This is a genomic window from Shimazuella alba (assembly GCF_009831235.1).
GTDB lineage: Bacteria > Bacillota > Bacilli > Thermoactinomycetales > Thermoactinomycetaceae > Shimazuella > Shimazuella alba.
The window spans coordinates 293,923-317,952 of the sequence record NZ_WUUL01000002.1 but is presented as its reverse complement, the minus strand read 5'-3'; the positions used below and the strand labels follow the sequence as shown (position 1 = coordinate 317,952).

At 40.3% G+C, this 24,030-nt stretch carries 26 protein-coding genes; 15 read left to right on the top strand and 11 right to left on the bottom strand.

The features are described from left to right. Positions 1 to 15 precede the first annotated feature (15 nt). Positions 16 to 2,574, bottom strand: coding sequence for a YfhO family protein (locus GSM42_RS04410; protein WP_160800323.1), 2,559 nt, complete (start codon positions 2,572 to 2,574; stop codon positions 16 to 18). A gap of 478 nt (positions 2,575 to 3,052) precedes the next feature. Between GSM42_RS04410 and GSM42_RS04405 the strand changes: the two genes are divergently transcribed. Then, positions 3,053 to 3,358 (top strand): cytochrome C oxidase subunit IV family protein, encoded by a 306-nt coding sequence (locus tag GSM42_RS04405; RefSeq protein WP_160800322.1) that lies wholly within the window; start codon positions 3,053 to 3,055, stop codon positions 3,356 to 3,358. 59 nt (positions 3,359 to 3,417) lie between these two features. Here GSM42_RS04405 and GSM42_RS04400 read toward each other — a convergent pair whose 3' ends face one another. Together GSM42_RS04400 and GSM42_RS04395 are read right to left on the bottom strand one after the other, a co-directional pair. Beyond that, positions 3,418 to 3,651, bottom strand: a complete 234-nt coding sequence (locus GSM42_RS04400; RefSeq protein WP_160800321.1) for a hypothetical protein — start codon at positions 3,649 to 3,651, stop codon at positions 3,418 to 3,420. A gap of 91 nt (positions 3,652 to 3,742) precedes the next feature. Continuing rightward, positions 3,743 to 4,660 (bottom strand): ketopantoate reductase family protein, encoded by a 918-nt coding sequence (locus tag GSM42_RS04395; RefSeq protein ID WP_160800320.1) that lies wholly within the window; start codon positions 4,658 to 4,660, stop codon positions 3,743 to 3,745. A 294-nt stretch (positions 4,661 to 4,954) separates the two neighbouring features. Here GSM42_RS04395 and GSM42_RS04390 point away from each other — a divergent pair, with 294 nt between their 5' ends. The 7 genes from GSM42_RS04390 to rho all read left to right on the top strand — a co-directional run bounded on the left by GSM42_RS04390 (position 4,955) and on the right by rho (position 10,555). Next, positions 4,955 to 5,320, top strand: coding sequence for a response regulator (locus GSM42_RS04390; protein ID WP_160800319.1), 366 nt, complete (start codon positions 4,955 to 4,957; stop codon positions 5,318 to 5,320). After that, positions 5,290 to 5,715, top strand: a complete 426-nt coding sequence (gene kal, locus GSM42_RS04385; RefSeq protein WP_338055246.1) for a 3-aminobutyryl-CoA ammonia lyase — start codon at positions 5,290 to 5,292, stop codon at positions 5,713 to 5,715. The genes GSM42_RS04390 and kal overlap by 31 nt, the downstream gene beginning before the upstream one ends. A gap of 1 nt (position 5,716) precedes the next feature. Beyond that, a complete protein-coding gene (gene kce / locus GSM42_RS04380) occupies positions 5,717 to 6,523 on the top strand; it encodes a 3-keto-5-aminohexanoate cleavage enzyme (RefSeq protein ID WP_160800318.1) in 807 nt (268 codons plus the stop codon). 95 nt (positions 6,524 to 6,618) lie between these two features. Continuing rightward, positions 6,619 to 7,473, top strand: a complete 855-nt coding sequence (fba, locus tag GSM42_RS04375) for a class II fructose-1,6-bisphosphate aldolase (RefSeq protein ID WP_160800468.1) — start codon at positions 6,619 to 6,621, stop codon at positions 7,471 to 7,473. Between the two features lie 27 nt (positions 7,474 to 7,500). After that, positions 7,501 to 8,142 (top strand): fructose-6-phosphate aldolase, encoded by a 642-nt coding sequence (gene fsa / locus GSM42_RS04370; protein ID WP_160800317.1) that lies wholly within the window; start codon positions 7,501 to 7,503, stop codon positions 8,140 to 8,142. Between the two features lie 151 nt (positions 8,143 to 8,293). Next, positions 8,294 to 9,262 (top strand): class II fructose-bisphosphatase, encoded by a 969-nt coding sequence (gene glpX / locus GSM42_RS04365; RefSeq protein ID WP_160800316.1) that lies wholly within the window; start codon positions 8,294 to 8,296, stop codon positions 9,260 to 9,262. 24 nt (positions 9,263 to 9,286) lie between these two features. Then, positions 9,287 to 10,555 carry a transcription termination factor Rho gene (gene rho, locus GSM42_RS04360; RefSeq protein WP_160800315.1) on the top strand — a complete coding sequence of 423 codons (1,269 nt, stop codon included), beginning with the start codon at positions 9,287 to 9,289 and terminating at the stop codon, positions 10,553 to 10,555. 60 nt (positions 10,556 to 10,615) lie between these two features. Here rho and GSM42_RS04355 read toward each other — a convergent pair whose 3' ends face one another. Beyond that, complete coding sequence (locus GSM42_RS04355; protein ID WP_160800314.1) at positions 10,616 to 10,954, bottom strand: hypothetical protein; 339 nt, start codon at positions 10,952 to 10,954, stop codon at positions 10,616 to 10,618. A gap of 308 nt (positions 10,955 to 11,262) precedes the next feature. On the opposite strand from GSM42_RS04355, the gene GSM42_RS04350 reads away from it, so the two are divergent. Further along, positions 11,263 to 12,228, top strand: coding sequence for a peptidoglycan DD-metalloendopeptidase family protein (locus GSM42_RS04350; RefSeq protein WP_160800313.1), 966 nt, complete (start codon positions 11,263 to 11,265; stop codon positions 12,226 to 12,228). A 487-nt stretch (positions 12,229 to 12,715) separates the two neighbouring features. Here the strand turns inward: GSM42_RS04350 and GSM42_RS04345 are convergent, their stop codons facing one another. Next, a complete protein-coding gene (locus GSM42_RS04345) occupies positions 12,716 to 13,318 on the bottom strand; it encodes a hypothetical protein (RefSeq protein ID WP_160800312.1) in 603 nt (200 codons plus the stop codon). A gap of 210 nt (positions 13,319 to 13,528) precedes the next feature. On the opposite strand from GSM42_RS04345, the gene GSM42_RS04340 reads away from it, so the two are divergent. From GSM42_RS04340 to pabB, 3 genes are all read left to right on the top strand, one after another. Next, on the top strand, positions 13,529 to 14,386 hold the full coding sequence (locus GSM42_RS04340) for an SMP-30/gluconolactonase/LRE family protein (RefSeq protein ID WP_160800311.1): 858 nt from the start codon (positions 13,529 to 13,531) through the stop codon (positions 14,384 to 14,386). Between the two features lie 663 nt (positions 14,387 to 15,049). Continuing rightward, on the top strand, positions 15,050 to 15,253 hold the full coding sequence (gene rpmE, locus GSM42_RS04335) for a 50S ribosomal protein L31 (protein WP_160800310.1): 204 nt from the start codon (positions 15,050 to 15,052) through the stop codon (positions 15,251 to 15,253). Between the two features lie 74 nt (positions 15,254 to 15,327). Continuing rightward, positions 15,328 to 17,043 carry an aminodeoxychorismate synthase component I gene (gene pabB / locus GSM42_RS04330; RefSeq protein ID WP_160800309.1) on the top strand — a complete coding sequence of 572 codons (1,716 nt, stop codon included), beginning with the start codon at positions 15,328 to 15,330 and terminating at the stop codon, positions 17,041 to 17,043. 638 nt (positions 17,044 to 17,681) lie between these two features. Here the strand turns inward: pabB and GSM42_RS04325 are convergent. Then, positions 17,682 to 18,014 (bottom strand): winged helix-turn-helix transcriptional regulator, encoded by a 333-nt coding sequence (locus tag GSM42_RS04325; RefSeq protein ID WP_160800467.1) that lies wholly within the window; start codon positions 18,012 to 18,014, stop codon positions 17,682 to 17,684. Between the two features lie 121 nt (positions 18,015 to 18,135). On the opposite strand from GSM42_RS04325, the gene GSM42_RS04320 reads away from it, so the two are divergent. Both GSM42_RS04320 and GSM42_RS20510 read left to right on the top strand, forming a co-directional pair. Further along, positions 18,136 to 18,543 (top strand): DUF4267 domain-containing protein, encoded by a 408-nt coding sequence (locus GSM42_RS04320; RefSeq protein WP_160800308.1) that lies wholly within the window; start codon positions 18,136 to 18,138, stop codon positions 18,541 to 18,543. A 308-nt stretch (positions 18,544 to 18,851) separates the two neighbouring features. Next, a complete protein-coding gene (locus tag GSM42_RS20510; RefSeq protein WP_237446458.1) occupies positions 18,852 to 19,070 on the top strand; it encodes a VOC family protein in 219 nt (72 codons plus the stop codon). 338 nt (positions 19,071 to 19,408) lie between these two features. On the opposite strand, the gene GSM42_RS04310 is transcribed toward GSM42_RS20510, so the two are convergent. Together GSM42_RS04310 and GSM42_RS04305 are read right to left on the bottom strand one after the other, a co-directional pair. Beyond that, entirely contained in the window at positions 19,409 to 19,801 is a 393-nt protein-coding gene (locus tag GSM42_RS04310) for a hypothetical protein (RefSeq protein WP_160800307.1), read from the bottom strand. Between the two features lie 97 nt (positions 19,802 to 19,898). Continuing rightward, positions 19,899 to 20,672, bottom strand: a complete 774-nt coding sequence (locus GSM42_RS04305; protein ID WP_420820967.1) for a class I SAM-dependent methyltransferase — start codon at positions 20,670 to 20,672, stop codon at positions 19,899 to 19,901. A 204-nt stretch (positions 20,673 to 20,876) separates the two neighbouring features. Here GSM42_RS04305 and GSM42_RS21300 point away from each other — a divergent pair, with 204 nt between their 5' ends. Beyond that, on the top strand, positions 20,877 to 20,966 hold the full coding sequence (locus GSM42_RS21300; RefSeq protein ID WP_202404771.1) for a hypothetical protein: 90 nt from the start codon (positions 20,877 to 20,879) through the stop codon (positions 20,964 to 20,966). Positions 20,967 to 21,064: 98 nt separating this feature from the next. Here GSM42_RS21300 and GSM42_RS04295 read toward each other — a convergent pair whose 3' ends face one another. The 3 genes from GSM42_RS04295 to GSM42_RS04285 form a co-directional block, all read right to left on the bottom strand. Continuing rightward, the gene (locus GSM42_RS04295) at positions 21,065 to 21,772 is read right to left on the bottom strand and encodes a hypothetical protein (protein WP_160800305.1); all 708 of its coding nucleotides are present in this window, start codon (positions 21,770 to 21,772) and stop codon (positions 21,065 to 21,067) included. A gap of 549 nt (positions 21,773 to 22,321) precedes the next feature. Beyond that, positions 22,322 to 23,302: an HTTM domain-containing protein gene (locus GSM42_RS04290; RefSeq protein WP_160800304.1), complete on the bottom strand. Its 981-nt coding sequence runs from the start codon at positions 23,300 to 23,302 to the stop codon at positions 22,322 to 22,324. Beyond that, positions 23,299 to 23,904 carry a DUF5819 family protein gene (locus tag GSM42_RS04285; protein ID WP_160800303.1) on the bottom strand — a complete coding sequence of 202 codons (606 nt, stop codon included), beginning with the start codon at positions 23,902 to 23,904 and terminating at the stop codon, positions 23,299 to 23,301. The genes GSM42_RS04290 and GSM42_RS04285 overlap by 4 nt, the downstream gene beginning before the upstream one ends. Positions 23,905 to 24,030: the final 126 nt, after the last annotated feature.

Below are 24,030 nucleotides of genomic sequence, written 5' to 3'. Positions count from 1 at the left end.
GATTTCATTGTTTTTCTATTGAGAACGATGGTTATACCATCTTCCTAATAAAAGAAGCATACAAACAGAAAACACTCCAAGAACTATACCTACCAAAAACCCAGGTGGCTGATATTGACAAGAGACGAATTTTATATCCTTTTTCAATGGAATACTGATCAATCCCATAAAATGATCGGGTACAGAAGCCTTTTGTTTATTCGTTGAGCAAACCCACCCAGGTGCATGGGGGATAGAAAGAATAGCTGTACCAGTACTTCCTTTTGACAATACTGCTGTTAGAGTATGCCCAGTTGTTTCAACGTTAGTAGCTCCAGTTTTTTGTAGGTTTGTGATTGCTCGTTTTAGTTTTACTGGATCTAAACAAGCGATAGGTTGCTTCGAGAAATCTCCAACTTTATCCGTTAGAATCCGAACAGAAACATTACCAGAAGCCGGTGTTTTTCCTAGTTTCATTATGGGAGCTAAGTAAGCTTTATGAGAGCCTAATATTTTATGTTTTCGTTGACCTGCTAAATTTGCAGTTCCATATAAATACGGTGTGTATAGATAGACAGTTGATCCAGGTTTACATTTTGTTTGCAGATAGTAGGTTCCTATTTTTTTACGTGCTTGTAGTGGTATATTGTAGGCTGTATTTGATATTTCCAATGGTGTAGTTCCTTGAGCAGTGCTTATTTTTGGTGTTGGAATATCATAGACCTTGCTCCCTAATAATTGTTCCTGATTGGAAAAGACATTTGTTTTTTTGTTCGATTTTTTGATGCTTGGACGCACGGTGACAAGTGGTGGAACGATTTGTTTCTTGGTTTGCACAATCATAGACCCATTTTTATTGGGTATAGCAGAAATTCTCGTACCTATGGAAAAGATCGCGTCGGTCACTTCATTATCAAGACTTAATAGCCCTCTGCCCCACCGATCCCAACCAAAACCTAAATCGGTAAGCATTTTTGTAGTGTTTTCCATCGTTAAGCTGCTGTAATATACTGCGCCTTGACCACCTAATAACCAAGGATCATTTTTGGTAATAAAATTGGTTCCTGTTTCCGTACGATAAGATGGCCATTTATCATTTTTTACAATCTCAGACCTCACTTGGTCATGCCATTTTCCCCATTCTAGGCTAGAGGTAAAACGGGCATACCGTATTTGATCGATCATGACAGAGGAAACAATTGATTCTCCAACAAAAGCAGCAATGATCAGGAGTCCAGCAAATCCACCTGCCCAGATGAATTTTTGTTTTTGACTGATGAAGTAGATGAGAATCAATGCACCAACTGTTAGGATGGAGACTCCTCCGATGATAGGAAAAGTGATATCGGTCACTAGTGGGCTATTTCGAGTGATCACCATCAGTAAACCATACATAATGGCTGCACCGATAAAAGGCAATGGTTTTATTTTCTTCAGATCAGCAATGCTAAGCCAAGCAAGCATGGTAAGCATCCCACAGAAGACAAAAGCCTCACGAAAAGAACTGCCATTTGGAGGTGCAAAGGCATGCCATAACAATTGAGTCGGGTTCCACTGGAAAGAGAGCAGTACCAGTGTTGTTATGGTTATCCAGATGATACGGATGCGAAGAGCAACTGATTTTTGAAACAAGAGAGAAAATGCGAGCAATGATGCTGGTGTGCCAACAAAGATACTAGGGCTAAGTCCGATTCCTTCCGTGATCGGGAACAATCGAGAGAAAAGATGGGTCCAAGGAACCGCAACGAATGGCTTTGTCAATGTAGGCTGAGCGATACTGGTTGCTTTTAAGATAGGATAAATAAACGGCATTGCTATTCCTACTCCAAGCCCTACCATCCCTATCCCACGTAGTATTGCCACTCCTCTTTTTTTTGCAGTCGAGTTCATTGTAACCATGCGAATCAAGATCACAATGGCAGCGCCAAGTGTTGCCATATAAGCAGTATAAAAGTTAGAAATCCAAGCGAGTGCGACGAGAAGAGTCCCAAGGTAGATGCGTTTTCCATGCAGTACCCAATGTCCAACCAAACAAATAAGGGGAAATGCGATCAAACCATCCAACCACATCGTCACAAAAGCGCTGTCATCGATTGCCCAACCGCAGAGGGCATAAGATGCTCCAAGTAAACCAGCAAATAGCCATGAGCCGCGTTTCCAAGTTGATAAGTAGAGAGCCATCACAGCTCCTGCTGTAGCCAGTTTCAAAACCGTAATCACATACACCGCAAGGTTTACATGGGCACGAGGGAAGAAATAGATCAATAACTCAAATGGACTGCTTAAGTAAGTAACAAAATCGGCATAGAAACCGGTTCCAAAAGCACTTCGCCAGTTAAAAAATAAATCACCTTCCGCTTTACCATGAAGCATATCCCAGTAATAAGTATGTATTGGCACAAATTGATTACCAAGATCGTTCACACTGCGGGTAATATCACCAAACGGAAAGGAACCTCGTACCAATCCACTCATACACAGGGAGATAATAGTGATAAAAATAGCTAGGAAGATCGCATAACCTTTCTGTTCTTGCAGCCACCAATGGACTGGAGCATTCTCTGTAGTAGATATTTCTTTTGTTTCAGATGCCATTATGGTACTCCTGTTCATTTCTTTATGAAATTCTGATCCACCAATTAAAATAACCCCTATTTACGGGGTATGTTGGTGGAATTATTCAAGTCATTATACGTACTTATTATAAATTCTGCATTATTGTTGTCAATGTTAGGTGGCAGCCCATTCTGGAGAATGGACTGCCTATAAGAGATGCTACGAGCCATGACGAACTAGTTACTGGCTCTCTTCTGATGACGTATCATCTTCGATAGGGAGATTGGCTGGACGCATTGGATCAGACCTGACCTTGAGTACGACCTTTGTCTTCTGTTTTACCCTCTCTACCAGTTCATCCAGTTCCTCAGGAGACATGTCGTTTCCTCTCTTTAGCGTGGTAATGCCAAAAAGTATTATACAACAAAAAGAAAAATAATATCCATCTTTTTTAAGATTGGGAATTCGATTATAATAAAGGTAAGCGCTTCCAATTTATTTAGGGAGGGGATAGAAAGTGGAACCATCGTTAAATAAGCAATCCCAAGTAAATGTCAAAAAAACACGATCTACATCGCGTTTTCTCTGGTCTTTTATGTGGATGGTTTTGTTTACCGCACTTTCGTTTTATTTAGTAGCATACCCTCACTTCACCTTTACAACAACTTTTTGGATCATACTTGGTGCTGCGGTAATTCAAGTTTTTTTACAGTTGTATACTTTTATGCATTTAGATGAAAAAGGCAATATAATGCCTATTATATTTATCGTTTTAGGTTTGTTTATTGGTGTGATATCTGTAGTGGGGATCATATTGATGTGATGTTCTTCAAAATCAGCACAGGAGACAGATGTTATCTGTCTCCTGTGTTAGAGGCTAATTCAGGCCATCAGATTTTTCTGGTACTCCTTGGCAGAGGTAATGTGTCCCTCGCGAAGGGCGCTTTCGATCTTCCCCATAAGCGAGCCCTTTTCGGTATGATCGACCCACCTCCGAACCTCAATGCTGGTATCGGAGAGGAGAGCCTGCAACTGATCAAACGCGTTGCTGTTACCGAAGTCAATAGCCTTGACGGCCTTAACAAAGCTCTCTACAGTCTCGTACTTCTTGGCCATTTATGATCCTATCTCTTTAGGAAAGCAGAAGGTACTTCCCTCTGATTTTGATTATAACAGAATAAATTCATTTTTTGTTACATGAGATAGTTTATGATTTTTGAGCTGCTTGGTAGATGGATAACGTACTGTAAATCGTTTGCAAAAGTGGAGTATCTAAGTCTTTTGGTGCTAATCGCAGCAGTGTCCCATGAAAGTGCTCTGTTTCGATTGGCAGCCCCTTTTCCATGTCGCGAAGCATAGAAGATTTCATGCCATGAGAAAGTGAGTTTACACGATCCATGGTTTGCTCCCAAACATCTTCATCCATTGTTTTTTCTTGGTATTTGCCAATGGAACAAATCTCATGCAAGAGTCGCTCATATAGTTCTGGTCCACTAGGAGATTGTAGAATAGGACCGATACTGCTTCTCATTAGACACGTCATACCTGCCATGGCGCTGATAAAGATGTATTTTTTCCAGATATCGTTTTTGATGTTTTCGCTAGCAACTGCATCAAGATTCGCATCGGAAAATAAATTTTCTATCTGTTCGATCCGTTCACTTTTTAAACCGTTAAATTCACCATATATTACACGGTGATGGGTACTATAGTGTTCGATTTCACCTTTGGGGTTGAGCGTAGATTCAATAAAACAAAGTCCACCAAGAATTCGTTCTTCTCCGTAGTATTCTTTTAACATGTCAAAATGTGCGATGCCATTGAGCAGAGGTAAGACAGTACTATTTTCTCCTATATAAGGAGTAATAGTAGGAAGTACTTCATTCAGATGATATGCTTTTGTGGTTAAGATAACTAGATCATATGGACCACTGGTATCTCCAGCTACGATTGTCTTAACTGGCAGTTGGGTATCACCTTTGACACTATGTATGATTAAACCATTTGATTGTAACTGCTTTTGCCTGCGTTCTCTTACTAAAAAAGTAACATCTGCACCTTTCTGTGCCAACCGACCTCCAAAGTAACCGCCAACTGCACCTGCTCCGACTACTAGAACACGCATCTTATCACCTCAATCTCTCTACTTTATCACTTTTATTTTACACAAGTTGGATATGTTGCCATCATTTTATTTTAATAAACGAAACTTTTTCATTCCTTCTTTCAAAAAGATATGCAAACTGATACTTTTTAAATGATTATATTACTTTATTAGGTATTATTCAAAGTGTGACCAATTCATACAAAATATCACTTTTCACAAAAAAGAAGGAAAAATATATAGTTATAAGGAAAAATAAAAAATGATGAGTAGATGGGAATCGGTATAGTTGTGTTGAAGGAGGGACGGACAAAGATGAGTCCTAAAAAGATACTTGTAGTGGATGATCAATTTGGTATACGTATTTTAATTAAGGAAGTTTTTTCAAAAGACAATTTAGTAGTCTTTCAAGCAGCTAATGGAAATCAAGCTTTGGATATCATCTCTTTGGAGGACCCTGATCTCATTTTACTAGATATGAAGATGCCAGGTATGGACGGACTGGAATTATTGCGAAGATTGCAACTTGTCTCTTGTCGCTCAAAAGTGATCATGATGACTGCTTATGGAGAACTGGATATGTTGGACGAGGCGACAAAGTTGGGTGCACTTGCTCATTTTACAAAACCTTTTGATATTGAGGAGTTACGATCAGAAGTAATACGCCAACTTGTTTCCTAAGGGGGACGAAAGCTATCAAAGCGATCATTCGTGTTCGTATTAGTCAGCACGATGCTCATTACGGTGGAGGTCTTGTCTCTGGGGCTCAAATTCTCGGATTATTCGGAGATGCTGCTACAGAGGTTCTCATTCGACAGGATGGGGACGAAGGTCTATTTGTTGCGTATGATGAGGTTGTGTTTCTAGCTCCCGTTTACGCAGGTGATTTCTTAGAAGTGTCAGCAACTTTAGAGCGAAAGGGAAATCGATCGCGCAAATTTTCCTTTCAAGCAATAAAAGTGATTGAGGCGAGCCGGGACCTATCTCAGCCCTCAAAAGCCCACGTTTTAGCACCCCCCGTAGTTGTAGCTAATGCTTCTGGTACTTGTGTGATACCTCGGCAGGGAAGTAAGTAATATGGATAAGTTAATCATAACAGCGGCAATCGTTGGAGCCGAAGTGATGAGAGCTGATACACCTTATCTACCTATAACACCAGAAGAGATCGCAGATCAAGCCAAACAGGTGTACGATGCTGGCGCATCCATCGTACACCTACATGTACGTGATAAAGATGGAATGCCTTCTCAAGATAAAGAAATATACGCTGAGACTATTCATTTAATTAAACAACGTTGTGATATCATCATTCAAGTTTCTACAGGTGGAGCTGTAGGGATGAGTGATGAAGAACGCCTTCAACCTATTTCGCTTTCTCCTGAAATGGCGACGTTGACAACGGGAACTGTTAATTTTGGTAAAGATGTGTTTTTAAACACACCTAAGCAATTGATCCGATTTGCAACGGAAATGCAAAAATATGGAGTGTGTCCAGAGTTTGAAATTTTTGATGCAGGAATGATCGCCAATGCCATGTATTTGGTGAAAAAAGGTTATATAACCGGACATCTGCATTTTGATTTTGTTTTGGGTGTTCCTGGGGCAATTCCAGCGACAGCGGATCATTTGCTTTTCCTTATTCGGCAACTACCGGTTTCTGCTTCTTGGAGTGTAGCCGGCATTGGAGCAAATCAATTGAGAATGGCAACTTTTGGAATTTTATTGGGTGGTCATGTTCGAGTAGGTTTAGAAGATAATATTTACTACCGAAAAGGAGAATTGGCTACAAATAAAGCGTTAATTCAACGTGTGGTGAGAATAGCAGAAGAGTTAGATCGACCAATTTCTACCAGTGGTGAAGCGAGAACAATGCTTAAACTTTGACCTGAGGCTACAAATTATAATAAAATAGGTTAAATCCTTGCCAACCGATGGGGGTTGGCTTTTTGGTGATTACATATAATAAAGGGGTAATGAGAATGCCACTTGTCTCCATGAATGAGTTTCTGCCTAGAGCAAAACGAGAAAAATTTGCAGTTGGTCAGTTTAACATGAATAACTTGGAATTCGTCCAAGCAATCGCACAAGCGGCGAAAGAAGAGCAATCTCCATTTATTTTTGGCGCAAGTGAAGGTGCGATTCGATATATGGGTATTAAAAATGTAGTTGCTTTGGCTCGTATAGCAGCGGAAGAATCAGGAGTACCAGTAGCTCTTCATCTCGACCATGGAAGTAGTTTTGAAGTCGTTATGCAATGTATTCGTGAAGGTTTTTCTTCCGTCATGTTCGATGGTTCTCATTATCCACTTGAAGAAAATATTCGTCTAACGAAACAGGTTGTTGCTGCGGCACATGCTGTTGGTATTTCCGTGGAAGGTGAGCTCGGAACCATCGGTGGGGTAGAAGATGACCTCGATGTTGCAGAGGAAGACGCATCGATTGCAAATGCTGCGGAAGCTATTCGTTTCTGGCAAGAAACTCGGGTAGATGCAATGGCTATTGCTGTTGGTACCGCTCATGGTATGTACAAAGGAGAACCAAAAATTCATTATGATATCATTGATGAAGTAAGCAAAGCAATCGAAGCACCTATCGTATTACACGGTGGTTCTGGTGTGCCTGATGAATCGATTCAAAAAGCGATTTCTTTTGGTGCTGCAAAAATTAATGTCAATACCGAAAATCAGGTAGCAAGTGCTCAGGTAGTACGTGAGTTGTTGACCTCTAAAGCTGATCTCATCGATCCACGTAAATATCTTGGACCAGCTCGCGATGCAATTAAAGAAGTTGTTCGAGGAAAAATGCGTCTTTTTGGAAGCTCCAACAAAGCGTAAATCAGGCAGAGAAAGGACATATTAACCATGAAAATTTTCTTGGATACTGCACATGTAGATGATGTAAAAAAAGTGGTACCACTTGGTATTGTTGCGGGTGTGACCACCAATCCATCACTTATTGCAAAATCAGGTCGTGTATTTGAAGACGTTTTAAAAGAGCTGACCACTATGGTGGACGGTTCTATTAGTGCTGAGGTGATGAGCCCAAATGCAGAAGGTATGATTGAAGAAGGAGAGAAGTTAGCTGAGATCGCTCCACAGATCACCATTAAAGTTCCAATGACTTGGGATGGATTACAAGCTGTTCATCACTTTTCTCAAAAAGGGATAAAAACAAACGTAACGCTTATTTTTTCTGTTAACCAAGCCCTTATTGCAGCTCGTGCAGGTGCTACATATGTGAGCCCGTTTGTCGGTCGTTTGGATGACATAGGAGAAGAAGGAATCTATTTGATTGAGCAAGTTGCATCACTGTTCCGCACACATAGTCTCCCTACTGAAATCATCGCAGCTAGTATTCGTCATCCTATGCATGTGACACAAGCAGCTCTTGCAGGTGCTCATATTGCTACTATGCCTTACAGTGTGGTGAAAACATTAGTAGAACACCCACTGACAGCACAAGGTATTGCTAAGTTTGAAGCAGACTGGAATAACCGCAAATAAATTCAAATGGCTTGGTACAAAAAGGTGCCAAGCCGATTCTTTTTGCAAAGCTGACAGAAAAAAGTGAGGTTTTCCAAGAATTTATGAAGTCAATCATTCCAAATTGACTCAGCATATGTTACCTTACAGAGAAGAGAAGGAGTTGGAGCAATTGGAACGTAGTTTATCGATTGAGCTTGTACGTGTAACAGAGGCAGCTGCCATTGCTTCTGGTAGATGGATGGGCTTTGGTAAGAAGATGGAAGCAGATGATGCAGCTACTTCTGCCATGAGAAAAGTGTTTGATACCATTCATATGCATGGAACAGTTGTGATTGGTGAAGGAGAAATGGACGAAGCTCCCATGTTGTATATTGGGGAAACACTTGGAACTGGACTTGCTCCAAAAGTGGATGTGGCTGTTGATCCATTGGAAGGAACGAACATCGTGGCAAGTGGTGCATGGAATGCACTAGCAATTATCGCCATTGCAGATGAAGGATGTCTCCTGCATGCCCCGGATATGTATATGGATAAGATCGCAGTAGGTCCAAAATCTGTCGGTCTTGTAGATCTGGATGCTCCTGTAGAAGATAATCTAAAAGCAGTAGCAAGAGCCAATGGCAAAGATGTAGAAGATCTGGTGGCTGCATTATTAAATCGCCCTCGTCATGCTAAATTGATCGAAGATATCCGTAAAGCAGGAGCTAGAATCAAATTAATTTCAGACGGTGATGTTGCAGCAGCTATTAATACAGGATTTCCAGATACTGGTGTTGATATTTTATTTGGTTCTGGTGGAGCACCGGAGGGTGTTTTAGCTGCAGTTGCACTCAAATGTCTCGGTGGTGATTTCCAAGGCAGGTTATTACCTGAAGATGAAGCCCAAAGACAGCGCTGTTTGCAGATGGGAATCGAAGATCCCTCTCGTATTTTACGCATGGATGATTTGGTAAAAGGTGACGATGCAATTTTTGCCGCTACAGGTGTAACAGATGGTGAACTACTAAAAGGTGTTCGCTATAAAGGAAATATTGCCACTACACAATCCTTGGTTATGCGCGCAAAAACTGGTACAGTAAGATTTATTGATGGAACTCATCGATTAGAAAAGAAACCGAATTTGGTCTTAGGGACTTAAGCTGCGAAAAAGTGGTGAAAATAATTGGATTACACGATAAGTGAACTGGAAAACCGTAAGCTCACAGAGCTCTACAAATTGGCCAAACATTATCAAATACCTTACTATGGCCAAATGAAAAAGAAAGAACTCATTTTCTCTATTCTCAAAGCACATGCAGAAAAAGATGGATTTTTCTTCATGGAAGGTGTGTTAGATATTTTATCAGAAGGTTATGGTTTCCTTCGGCCGATTAATTTCTTACCTTCCTCTGAAGATATTTACATCTCTGCATCACAGATTAGACGATTTGATTTGCGTGCAGGTGATTTAGTATCTGGTAAAGTAAGACCTCCAAAGGAAAACGAGCGTTACTATGGATTGTTACATGTAGAAGCTGTAAATGGTGCCGATCCCGAAACAGCCGGTGAAAGACTTCACTTTGCTGGACTAACCCCACTCTATCCACAAGAGCGATTACTACTAGAAACTGCACCACACAAAACATCCACTCGAATCATGGACTTAATAGCACCCGTAGGATTAGGACAACGTGGTTTGATTGTTGCACAGCCAAAGGCTGGTAAAACGATGCTGCTAAAAGAGATTGCCAACAGCATTTCGGAGAATCGACCTGATATTGAATTGTTTGTGTTACTGATCGATGAGCGTCCTGAGGAAGTAACGGATATGCAACGCTCTGTTAAAGGTGAAGTGGTAAGCTCTACTTTTGATGAATTGCCAGAAAATCATATTAAAGTTGCTGAATTGGTGTTAGAGCGCGCACAACGATTGGTTGAGCATAAACGGGATGTTGTCATTTTATTAGACAGTATTACTCGTTTAGCACGTGCCTACAATTTGGTGATTCCTCCAAGTGGTAGAACATTATCTGGTGGTATTGACCCTGCTGCATTCCACCGTCCAAAACGATTCTTTGGTGCCGCACGTAATATTGAAGAAGGCGGCAGCCTAACCATTCTCGCTACCGCATTAGTGGATACAGGCTCACGAATGGATGATGTTATCTACGAGGAATTTAAAGGAACTGGTAACTTAGAGCTTCATCTAGATCGAAAACTGGCGGAACGTAGAATATATCCTGCTATCGATATTCGCAAATCTGGAACAAGACGTGAAGAACTACTCTTATCGAAAGACGAGCTAGATAAATTATGGTCTATTCGAAATGGATTAAGTGATAACCACGATGTTACTGACGTTTTTCTACGTAAGCTAAAAAATAGCAAAAACAATCAAGAATTTCTAGCCTCACTAGAATCCCGTCCTGCCGAACGAAAAAAAGCCCATTAATGAATAACATTACCCCTGTTCTTCTGCCGATAAGGAAAATAGAACAAGGGGTTTTGTTATTTATAAACAGCGATTACAATTTCTTGCTGAAAAAGAATCAATTAGCGTCCATTCACGACCAAGACGATTGGCACAGCGACGATCTCGGCTTTGACATACTTTTCTTATTCTTCCTGAGCGGCGGTGGCGATAGACACAACAACGTACACGCCTTCTTCTGCGATCGTCGTGGTCTCGATCATGTCGGTCTCGGTCACGTCGATCTCGATCTCGTTGGGCTAAGTCTGGGTGAAATGGGTAGTCATACGCATAAAAATCTTGTTCATCTTCATAGTCATCAAAATCATCATCGTCAAACTCATTGTCAAAATCGTTCAAGTAATCATCCAAGTAACTCATTAATAATACTCCCCCTTTGATGTTAGATAAGAATGGACCTTATCTCATAAGAGCAACTTAGCCTCTGGTTTCGCCTAAAGGCTTAACCATCAGCAAATACTCTTTAACTAGTTATGCAGATGCATATTTGGTTGTTTGGACAAGAGCCTAATTATGTTGAAAATCCGAGAAGGAAAGGGCCAACGCCGTCTTTTTTTAGCATTTTTAATATCGAATATAGATATTTCTACTAAAAATTTTCATATGTTGTGGGTATAGCGCATAAATTGAGTCATGGGTACCCAATATCATGGATATGAGGTGTTGTGATGTCTGGTAAGAAGACGCTCCTAGCCTCAAGTATCGGTGTATGTACAGCTTCGGCTGCTACAGCTGTGGCTTGGGCTGGAAGCACGGATTCCCATCCGATTGTGGCACAATTACTCACGAAAAATAAGTCGGAAGGGAAGATAGCTGCACTTGATGCGAAGGAGACTCTTTATCAATCAGGAAAGCAACTGACCATCTCCATAGGAAATAAGCTCACTTATGAAGTGAGCAAAGGGGATACGTTGTATGCAATTGGACTTCGTTATGGAGTTCATTACCAAGAGCTGGCTCAACTAAACAACATTGCAAATCCAAATAAGTTAACCGCAGGTACAAAATTAAAGATCCCATTAGCAGTTAAGCAATATGTCTCAAAAGGCAATGAAATGGTTTATCAGCTTTGTAAAAAGCATAAGATGTCCTTGCAATTGTTTTTCAAATTAAATCCGAAGGTGAATTTACTTCAACCGCTGGAAGCAGGGCAAAAGGTATTGATTGTCAAGAAAGAGAAGGTTGTCAAAAAAGAGCCTAAACTAAAAAACAAACATAGAGTAGTGGTTGTGAGCAAGCGTGATAAAGTATCTGTTGGAGGATTTCAGTTCCAGTGGCCAGTATCTGGGATGATCACAAGCAATTTCGGTTGGCGTCATGGCAGGATGCACAAAGGACTTGATATTTGGAGTTCTAAAAAAGCAAAACAAGTGATTGATGCTTCCTTAAGCGGAAAAGTTATCAAAGCTGGTTATCATGGAGGATATGGAAACATGGTTCTGGTGGATCACGGTGGCGGCTGGGTCACACTCTACGCACACCTTAGCCGGATTTTAGTCAGTACAGGAGAACATGTTGGAACAGGTCAACGATTAGGGTACATGGGGCAAACAGGGAATGCGACTGGATATCATCTTCACTTTGAGGTACATAGAAACGGGGAAGTGATAAATCCCCTTCGAGTTCTTCGCTAAAATAGTAAAAAGAGACCATCGAAGCAGTTATATGCAGAGTATGGTCTTTTTTCTTTATGATGAGGGATCGTTAATAGAATGAATGTTACACACTATCAGCAGAATTAATAAAATTATATTTGGTATTAGTCGTTCGTATGTAGGTGTCAAATATGGAAAAGAAATAGAATATTTGATGAGTTGATGGATCAATTTACTTTTTACTTTCTTTCTACAAGAACTTACGCTATGGAAAAGATGTCTTATGTTATTGATGAAACTGTAGAGTATAAGAAATCAATCGTAATTATATGAGAAATACAAATAGGACCATAAGTAGGTACAGTACGGGTATAAGTCTTTTCATTATTTTCATTTTGAATGATTTATCACCAAAATAAACAATTATGAAACTCTTTACATTAATATTTTTCTAAATATGCGATATAAACAGATCCTCCCTGTAGCTTGTGCCACAGGGAGGACCATCTCACCCATCACTCATGGGTTACTTGGAGCCATAGCTCCAATTGATACCCCAACCCCAGTACGCATCGACCTGTCGCTGATCGCCGTTGATCGGCTGCACATCCATTCGCACGTTGAAGCCGGTGCCGTTATTCGTGAAGAGCGCGACGGCACAGGACTTGCTGCTGTGCGCGTCCCCCTCGTGCCGGATCACATACGGGTTCAGACCCGGTACACGGATGGTGGTGACTGCGTTCTCCGCTTCGGAGAGCGTGGAAGCACCATCGTAGACATAGACCAGGACACCTAGTCGCTTGAACTTCTCCACAGCGATACTGTAGTGTGTACGGAGAGTCTCACCAGTGGTCGCACCGGTTCGGTCGTCTCGGTTGAGCATGATCCACGGAAACGCATCGAGGCTGCCGAAGAGTTCACCCAGTGCCTGCACGACACCCACGGTGCCGTCCTTCAGCTCGTAGAGCACAGCCAGATCGACGTCCAACTCCTGCTTCTGAGAGCGGAACAGACCACGTCGTTCGGGCTTCTTCCGATCCCAGACGGTGTGGATCGTGATGTCGCCGTCGGGCACGTTCTTCGGCTTGCTGAGGTTGACAGTCTGTCCCTTGAACATGTCGATGGCCATAGTGGGCCTTTCTGTGTGAGATGGAATCAGTCATTGTAGACTTGGATTTATCGTATAGCTGCTTCAATTTTATGTCAATTGAAAGTATCGAAAAAAAACCTTCTGATTCTACTTCAATTAATAAAAAATATTTCGATGCCATCTATATAATAAAGGAGATAAATATTATAATTAATATAATCATTTAAAAAGTACAGAAGGAGAGTCGACATGGCAAAGATAACAAATGCAGAAATTATCCGTGAAGGCTTTGGCTATTTAGAAGGTTTTCGTTGGTATGAAAATGAAGTTTGGTTTTCTGACTTCGCTGCTAAAAAAGTTTATCGGATGAGTTCAGATGGTGATAAACTAGAAGTTGCTTCCTCTCTTGATGTAAAACCTTCTGGTCTTGGTTTCCCACGCAATAACAATCCATTAGTAGTAGGAATGGATGATTGTACATTACGTCGCATTCTTCCAAATGGAAATACAGAGATTATAGCTAGTTTTAAAGATAAAGCATATGAAGCAAATGATATGTGGGTTAGCCCAGAAGGAAGAGCATACATAACTCAGTTTGGTTATGATTTATTTAAAGGGGGTCCTCCTGTAGCATCCCATCTGATTATTGTTCATCCAGATGGAACTGTGGAAACAGATGAAGAAGATCTAATCTTCCCGAATGGAGTGCAGCTCACAGCAGATGGAAAGACATTGATTGTATCAGAACTGTTTGGACTGCGTTTGAATGCCTTTGACGTAAAGGAAGACGGAAGATTATCAAATAGAAGAGTAGTTGTCCAATATGAAAATGAATTAGATGTTCTAGATGGTATTGTCTTGGATGCAGAAGGCGGAATATGGGCAACAATGCCATATCGAAGCGAAGTTCGCCGCGTTGCTCCAGATGGTACTGTTACGGATATTGTGAAAACTGCTACAGAAGGGCATTTAGTAGTTTCCTGTACACTTGGTGGGGCTGATGGCCGCGATTTATACATTGCTACTGCAGACGCTACTTTGGAAACACTTTATGAAGGAACTGCACGCGTAGAGATGGCTAGAGTAGAGATTCCTGGAATTGTGTAGAGAAAAAAACTCTTCTTTCCACATGTTAGAAAGAGTTTTGATGAATGAAGTAGGTAGGGAACTTGATATTTTTTTATAAGATAAATCCCCTCAGGTTTGATAAGACGGTTTGAATCGTCTACTGAGGGGATTTGATAATAGTATAGAGTTGAGTTGAAAGAAACTCGGGATGTAACAGATAGTTAACCGAGATGATCTATTAAACAAACCAAAAAACTGCCAGCGATAAAAACATATACAGCGATCTCCAAATAGTTGGTTACATTAAGGAAGGACCGGAAGTTTTTTTTTGCTGTTATTTTCATTGGAAATGGACCTTTTTGAGATGTTTGAATGATTGATTCTCCTTACTATCACTTTTATATACTATATCTTCATTGTAATTTTCACCTTTAATTCTTTTCAAGATAAGAATAGAAAAATATTATGAAATGTAACGTAACCTTGTTAAGGTGTTTTATCGCCATTGAAACAATTTAGAAATAAATATAAAAGTATCCGTTTCCGATTTTTGGGAATTTCTACATGGAGTTGTTTAGTTATCTTATCATGAAAATAATGGAAGGATTTGCTCCCTAGTTGGCGAGTTCTTGCAGGTGCAAGTTTAACATGCTATAATACTCCAGTGGATTTATACGGATGGAACGAAAGAGGTGACAATAGATGAAAGCAGCGATACACCCAAATTACAAAACAGCGACAGTAACATGTATGTCATGTGGAACTACTTTTGAAACTGGTTCAACAGCTGAAGAGCTAAAAGTTGACGTTTGCTCCAAGTGTCATCCATTCTATACTGGTAAACAAAGAATGGTAAACGCAGGTGGACGTGTAGACCGTTTCAAAAAGAAATACAAAATCGATTAATTTCGGGCAAGCAAAAACTGCTTGTCTTTTTTTTGTGTAAATACTAGTGAAAAACAAACAGGGAGTTCGCCAGCATGATTGTCATCGATTTTAAAGACACCCACCTAAAAGTAAATAAACCTGATCGAATACTAGTCGCCGAAAGTTTAAATCAAGTACAAGGTTTAATAAAGAAAGTAGAAGCGCTATGGAATCAAGGGTATTATGTAGCAGGTTTCGTTTCTTATGAGGCTAGTCCTGCTTTTGATGCGAAACTAAAAGTGAATCCAAATAATCATTTACCACTAGCATGGTTTGCTGTGTTTCAAGCTCCTGATATAGAAAAAGATCAAAATGAGATTCCCAAAGAGGATTATGCTGTATCCAAATGGAAATCGGATTGTTTAAAAGAGACATACGAAGAAGCCATACAAGCGATTCATCATGCAATCGCAAAAGGAGATACCTACCAAGTAAATCACACCATTCGGCTACATGCTGATTTTAAAGGTGATGCAGGAGCTTATTATCAGCATTTGACTAGCCTTCAGTCTGGATATAATGCTTTTCTAGATATTGGTCAGTTTCAGATCTTATCGGTTTCTCCAGAGCTTTTTTTCCATTGGGAACAAGATACATTGATCACCCGACCGATGAAAGGAACTGCAAAGCGTGGAAAGACCTTACACGAAGACATGCTTCGTGCACAGCAGTTGAAGCATTCGGTCAAAGATCGCGCAGAGAATTTGATGATAGTCGATTTATTGCGCAATGATCTGGGGAAAATTGCAATTCCCGGTTCGGTTCAAGTTCCTTCTGTATTTGAGATCGAACGTTATCCTACTGTTTGGCAGATGACCTCTACCATACAGGCGACCACCCGTCCAACTACCACCTTAACGGAAGTTTTCACTGCTCTATTTCCTTGTGGATCTATCACAGGTGCACCAAAACAAAAAACAATGGACTTAATCAGCTCTCTCGAACAATCTCCAAGGGAAGCATACTGCGGTACGATCGGTTACTTAAAACCAGGTGGGGAAGCAGTATTCAATGTTGCGATTCGTACGGTAATAGTAGATAAGAAACTAGGCAGAGCTACATATGGAGTTGGCGGCGGCATAACATGGGATTCGACTAGCAGTGGAGAGTATGAAGAGGTGATAACAAAAGCGAAAATTTTAGAAATGAAACCTTATGCCCATCAACTGCTGGAGAGCATTCGTTTGGAAGAGGGAGCTTATACATTACTAGAAAAACATCTGACTAGGATGAAAGAGAGCGCAGACTACTTCGATTATCTTTTTCCACAGGATGAGATAAAGCTGCAACTACAACAATTAGCAAATAAGTTCCCATCTGGGGTTTACAAAGTGCGTCTGCGCTTATCCTCTGATGGAAGAATCAAAATAGATGCCCAAGAAACAAAAGAAATCACACAACCTGTTTTAGCAGCATTAGCCCTGAACCCTATTGATAGCAAAAATATATTTCTCTATCACAAGACAACGGAGAGAAAGATATATGAGCAGCACCGAACAAAGGGATATTTTGATACTTTGTTGTGGAATGAACGAGGGGAAATCACCGAGTTTACGATCGGAAATGTAGTATTGGAGATAGATGGGAAACGAGTGACACCACCTATTGATTCGGGGTTACTGGCAGGAACGATGCGGGCAAAACTGTTAGAAACAGGGGAAGTGGAAGAGCAAATCGTTTATAAGGAAGATATTGATCGAGCTAGTTCGATTTGGTTGGTGAATAGTGTACGAGGTTGGATAGAAGTCAAACTCGAGATGAAGCAATAATAAAGTTGGGGCTGGGTGCTGCAAGAGCACCCAGCCTTTTTGACTCAATCGTCACTAGAAGTCACTACAGTTGTGGCTAGAAGTCACCGCCACCGGAGTAGCCGCCCCCGCCGGAGTCACCGCCACCAGAGTTATCGACCGAGACGCCTCCGTTGTTGAGGAGCTCCTGGATGACAGACACATCGAACTGCGTCCCTGAGGAGTCCACGTAATGGGTGATGGGCCCATTGGGAGAAGAGCGAACTGGACGAACTCGGTTGTTACGAGGCCGCCTACGCGACAGAGCCATGTTTTTCCTCCATGATAGATCGGAAGAACTCTAACATGTTTATTTTATATTAAAATATAAGAATTGGTCAATTAATAAATATATCTAGAGTTGGATGATAGCACTATTTAATAATTACATAATATTTAAATTTATCTTCCTGTAACTACTATAAAATAAGATAGGAGCAGTCAAACAGGCAACTGGAATAAGCTTCTCTGAAAATAAAAAAGGAACAGTGATTTTGCTATTACTGTTCTAGTCCTGTATCAAACTTCGTAGTTTTCTTTTCGCAACCTCACCAAACAAAGTAAAAGCATTATCTACCTAGGAGGCATCACTCAACTCAGATGGGGGCCATATTTTAGTTTTAAGAGGCTGATTCTTCCGATTTTCGTTCGTTATGATTTTCTCCCCAAGCGCACATCACTTCTAAGACAGGTATGAGTGTTTTTCCATAATCACTAAGAGCGTATTCCACTTTTGGAGGGACAACAGGGTGTATGGTTCGTACAATTAAACCTTCTTTTTCCAAATCACGTAAGTGTTGTGTGAGCATTTTTTGGGAGACAGCTGGAATGAGCCTTTCCAAATCACTAAATCGTTTGGTAGATTCGATCAGGTGCCAGTAGATCATTGGTTTCCATTTGCCACCTAGCACATTGATCACTGTTTCGATCGGACATTCACGAGTATGAATCATTGTGTTCATCAACCCCTTACTTTTAAGTTAGTGCATTACTTAAAAGTGCGTTCTTAACAGAATTCTATGACTGGTTTAGTATGAAGTCAATTAAATAATATAGAAAAGGAGCTACAAAACCATGAATAATACGTATTGGGGACCAAAGTCTGTGACATTTTGGCTTGTAGGTGTTGTTACCCTATTGATGTTGTATATAGGAGTAAACGGGTTTCTTCAACCAGAAGCAGCAATACAAGGTTTTGGTCTGCCGTTGCAAGATGCTGCGGACAAATCCATTGTTTGGATTAAAGCGGACCGTGATTTATTCATTGGAGTATTTTTACTAGCTTTAATGGTACTTCGGATGAGAAAAGCATCCATGGTATTTTTATTATCTGCAACAGGTATGCCTGTAGTAGATGCAATTTTAGTATTGCAAAATGCAGCAGATAAAACACCATCATGGATTCATATCACTACAGTAGTATACATGTTGATCGTGAGTTGGATGTTGTATCAACAAGAGAAAAAAGCAAATATTTCATAACTCTATTGGAGTGAAAATGCTTCTATGCGCCAGATCAAAAACCTCCGATTTTAGTTGGGAAGCTTCCAGCGTGTGGGAAATCGAATGGATAAAAACGGAATTGATTATCCTTATTGATCTAGCATACTAACTAAAACCATAAATCGAAAGGATGTTTGTGATGAGAATACTAGACACCATGATACGTGTGTATGTTGACAAGGAGGAGATGGATAATACCATTAAATTTTATGAAGCCCTATATCAAGAGACCTGTAAAGCTCGCGTCTCTTAAGACAATCCAGAACTTGAATTAGCAATGATTTCTCATGTACTCATTATTGGCAGGCGATGAAAAAGTCAGAAAAGAACTGGAAATTGCTATAGCTACTTTAATAGTCGATTCTTTGGAAGAGGCAAAATATTTTCTCCAACAAAATGGAGCTGTTTTATTAACGGAACCCAAACAAACATCTGGTAACTGGATTATGTTTGTCAAACATCCAGATGGTTCTGTTGCAGAATATGTACAACCCCTTCCACATTGATTAGTAACTTCTAGATGAGCAAATACGCTAACACATAAACGCATATATCGAATGTTGAATTTAAGACTTTCCTTTTAGAACATGTCGTACCAAATAGGATAGCACTTGAATCAGATCTTTACCACAAGAAAAGGTTCAAAATATTCAAACATGAAATCATTTCTTCCAGCGTTGTGAACTGCGCTGCAAAACAAAGGATTTGACCGATCCATCAATTCATGACGGATTTTAACTAAATAGTATTGAATTTTTTTGTATGAGCTAAGTTGTATTCCTCAAGTCGAGCAAAACAATACAGCCCCCGCACCGAAGTGCAGGGGGGTTCACATTCCTTTATCTTAGGTGATTCGCACTCCATCGGATGTTTTCTGAATTCGTTTCGGATCGAGTACCGTCAGCCGTCGCCCATTCCATGTAGCAACAAGCACTACCTCCGGCTCAGGATCCTCGTGGATGACTCCAGGCATGAAGTCAAAGGGATCTGATTCCTCGATGATCTCACTGTCGATGAAAAGCTCTGTATTTCCACTCTTCAGCTTCACCGTCACCCAGATTTTTGCACAGGGACAACGGCATGTGTCCACTTCTACCGGAATCTCGTCAGTCAGGTGGTTTCCTTTACCCATGAACAGTTTACTGCTACCAGGACGGCTTTCATAAAGGAAACAGATGCGTGTACCATCTTCATCCTCGAACAGATACTCGGGCTTCCGACCGAAACCTTCAAACATGATATTCCTTTCCGATGAGGGTGCAGAATCTTGCAAGGATGTGAATTCTAACAATATTATAAATGATATCAATAGAAACGTTAAGGACTGATAGTCCCTAGCGTTTTTCCTTTTTCCTCCTTCCGCAAACTAAAATGGATTTCAAACAAAACGATTCAACAACCCCATCCTCTTTATACTTTATGTGAAAAGTATCCTTGGCAACGGGAGAAGCTGTTTGAAAGTACTGTTGAAGTTGATTTTTCCTTTCTTCTGGCGTATTTGATCGGGAGACCCAATTATCAAATGGGATCGTCAAATCCCATTTTTTTATTTCCTCATAACTTAATTCATTTTTGGTAAAGAAGGCATGCCATTCTGTTAAAGAATATTCTCTTATATGAGATGGATCACGTGTCTGATCGATCAAATTAATAAATTCATCCAATGCTTTTTCTTCAGGAGCATAATGATCCACTAGCAAAAACACACCTTCTGGCTTTAATACTCGCTTGATTTCTTTCATGGCTTGCTCGACATCAGGAAAATGGTGTGCAGCGAGGCGGCATGTAACTACACAAAATGACTCATCTGCAAATGGTAGATTTTCAACATCTCCTACTTGAAACTGTACATTACTTATGCCTTGCCCAGCGGAAAATTGATTGGCAACATCCACCATTTGCGGAGTAACATCAATACCTATGCATTGTTCTGCGAGATCGGAAAAAGCAATTGCTGTGTGACCAGCGCCTGATCCAATATCCAAAAGAGTCTGTATTCGAGGTAATTGGACTGCCTCCCGCATCCAATCCAAATCTTTTCCCTTTGCAAAGACAGCTTCATCGCGATATTGTTCAGCATTTTTTGCAAATTGTTCTGCTGCCGATATTTTTTTGTTCATCAATGATTCCCTCTTCATCTTTAGACTTTTTATTCTTAAACCCAAAGGAATGAAAGAAATCGATCTTAAAAAAAATGCTTTTTGCTTATTTCATTGTGCACATCAATTATATATCGTTGTTGTCCATAAAACATTTAAGTCAACAATTGAAAGAACTGCAAAATAACGGGAAATCGGAAACAGTACAATGTTATGCCGCAAAAAGTGGAGTATTCGCTAACCGAAAAAGAGAAAACATTGATTTCTCTTTTTGATGTGATGAATGAGGACAGGAAAATATAGATGAAAAAGGATGATATTTATAAAAAAGGATGGATCCCGTTATTCCACTTTTTGAGACGAATAACGGGAATCACAAATGAGTACAGAAAATTCACCTGTTATGATTCAGGAGACTCTTCACTCATCTCTTCGAGGAAACAGTAGAGTTGGAGTTCCTTAGGACCACGGTACTTATCGTCTCGCCCATAAGACAAAACGACTTTTCGACCATCAGGATGGTAAAATGTAACCGAGGTCGTATACTTGTTCCTCGGAACATACTTTCCCTGACTCCATCCCTTAGGAAGAATCCCTTTTGCTTCCCCGCAAACACCCTCGTCGTACCAGCGAAATCCCCAAGCCTCCAACTTGGCAACTTCACTTCTCATCTGCGGCTTGGGAAGATGCCCCCTGCGACTCTTGTAGTCTTTGTAGGCACGCTGTACCTTTGTTTCCGACGGCAAGTGATATGCCTCTTCGGATACAACGTAAAACCGCTTCCCAAATCGCTGGGCGATGACCGCCTTCCAGTCTTCTACCCAGACGATTTGCCTGTCGCCTACGTCTTGCATGTCATAAAAATAGAGACCGTTCGTTTCTAGAACCGCATTCATATCGGGGTGTGAAATGTATGCGGGGATCGCTACGACAGAATCAGGCATCTCTTCCAGTTGTGATGGAACGCAAAAGTTTGCGACTTCGTTCATTCGCTGGGCAAGTTCCTCTGAGTTAACGAGTTCCCCATCTGGTGAGAGTTCACGAAGGTCTACTTCCATTCCCTTTTCGAGAAGAGACTTGATCGTAGCCTTTACACTGAAACTGGACATCCTGTTCCTTTTCTGTTTCTCATTTATGACTGTATTTTCATTTTAGTAGATTCATTACTCTTTGTCTTGTGTTTATCGAGCGAGAAAATCCTAAAAACAATAATAAAACAGCATTGTTCGTTATCCTATTGCAGAATGCGTAAAATAACTACTTTTTTCTTAGATATATGGAGTTGGCCAATAGCCAGATGGTCCTACATAATAATGTAATTTTACTACTCCGTTCCCAATTAATTGGATACTTAGTAATTCGATGTTTTTAAAGGGAAGAATAGAAATTGATATCATTCCTTACATCAGGAGAAAATGATGAAGAGCACACATCCTTCTTAGCCTAGGCCGACGACACCTAAGCCTCATCCGACAGGTCCTGGAAGGAGCGCCCTTTTCTGATAGTGTCTCGTACAGATGAGTCGAAATGGCTATCTGTAAGCGCATGATATAAAATATGCTGAGTATCCGTTCAGATAAACTATTTATATTTAATGAAAGAGAAAACCACCAGCTCCAATTGTTGATATGCCTAACAATTGGAGCTGGTGGTTTCTTTTATGTTGTAACAACCGTTTTTTGGTCTGGTACATCCAACTTCTTTTCCTTTTTGCTAAAGATTCTTTTCCACCATGATGCTAACTGGCGATAATCTTTGTCAAACAGCAGCATACACTCACAACCGATCATCACCCAAGAGAAGTCTACAAGCCCCATCGAAACTGCAATCCCAATATGGAGCAAACAAGCAGAAAAAACAGCAAAATACTTCGTATATCGGCTGAAAAGAAGAAATGGAAATGCTACTTGGAAGAGGGTGGATGCATATGTTGCAAGAATAAGAAGCGGTTCGTATTTCCATAATAATTCATTCAGTCCAGGTGTATAAAACTCTTGTACACGGCTGGCATAGTAGAGTGCTGTACCATTTTGCCAGAGTGCCCCCATGATTTTATAACTACCAGATGAAAAATACATGAATACCAATTGAATGACACAAGTTAGCAAGGCAAAGTTGTGAATGATAGCAACAAAATCTCGTATGCCTTGATTATCACGAATTTTAGCAAACCATTTGCGTTTACGTCTTTTCTTCAACCAAGCATCTACAGAAAAGTAAGCGCCGACATTTGCAAAGATGAGATAGATGAAAAGAATCCGAAGAATATTGTCTCCACCATGAGTGATGCTGTAATCTCTGGTATAGATGGAAAACATGAGTATTGCCATGATAATCCCCATGATTCTTGTTTGAAAACCGATAGTGTAGAGGATCGAAACGACAATCCCACCGAAAACGACTAAGTTCACCACCCATAAATCAGGACCAAAGTCGAACAAAGTATGTATGTTATTGGACTCTGTTATACTTTTATAAGCTTCATAAGATACAATGCCATCTGGACCCCAAAGTAGAAAACGAGTGGGAATATTCAATGCCAACTCATATAGCATAGCAATACCAAACATAATCCGAACAAGACTTAATCCGATCAAAGATTGTTGTGTAGTTAAAAAGTTTACAAGTCTATTGATCATGCTTTCTCACCTCCTGCTTGCCCACTGGAAGGATTCCACCAATTGGTTATGTAATAACTAATTTTACCCGCGGAATCAGGCTTGTCCTTATTTGCGTAATTTGGAAAACGATTGACGACAGCGCGAAGCTGTATCTTAATGATTTTTCCAGGCACTTCAAACTTCTTATTATCTAAGATGTAATTCACATATCTCTGCATAGATTGAAAGGATTGTTCTTTTTCTTCTTTATCACCCCATACATAGTTACTGATCAAGGAGCTTTGGAATTCAGATATTCTTGCATTTGTACTGAAATGATTGGATTGTAATTCTTTTATGACTGGCAACGTAATGCTTTTCCAATTTGTTTGTCGAGTGGCTCCCGCATTATCCACATACTGCACTCGCATATCGAGGTTCAGTTGTTGATTCGCTGGATTTGGAGCGAATAGTTTCCAATTTTGTGTGAATAAAGGGTTCATGTAATGAAAGATGGTTTCCCACTGTTTGCTTTTCAATGGGTTTGCAGGTGACAAATAGATAAAGGTAAATCCAAAGTGAACAAGTAGAACAATAGACAGTATCGAGCTTGTCGTAAAAACGAGTATTTTTCGTGACAAGGAGTTCTCTCTCCCTTTTCTTAAAAAATAGAGTACTATAAAAATAACACAAAAGAGCTAAGGTAAGTAGTAAAATGAGATGACAAGTATAGGTAATCGATAAGGTTTAAAACATGATAAAGCGGG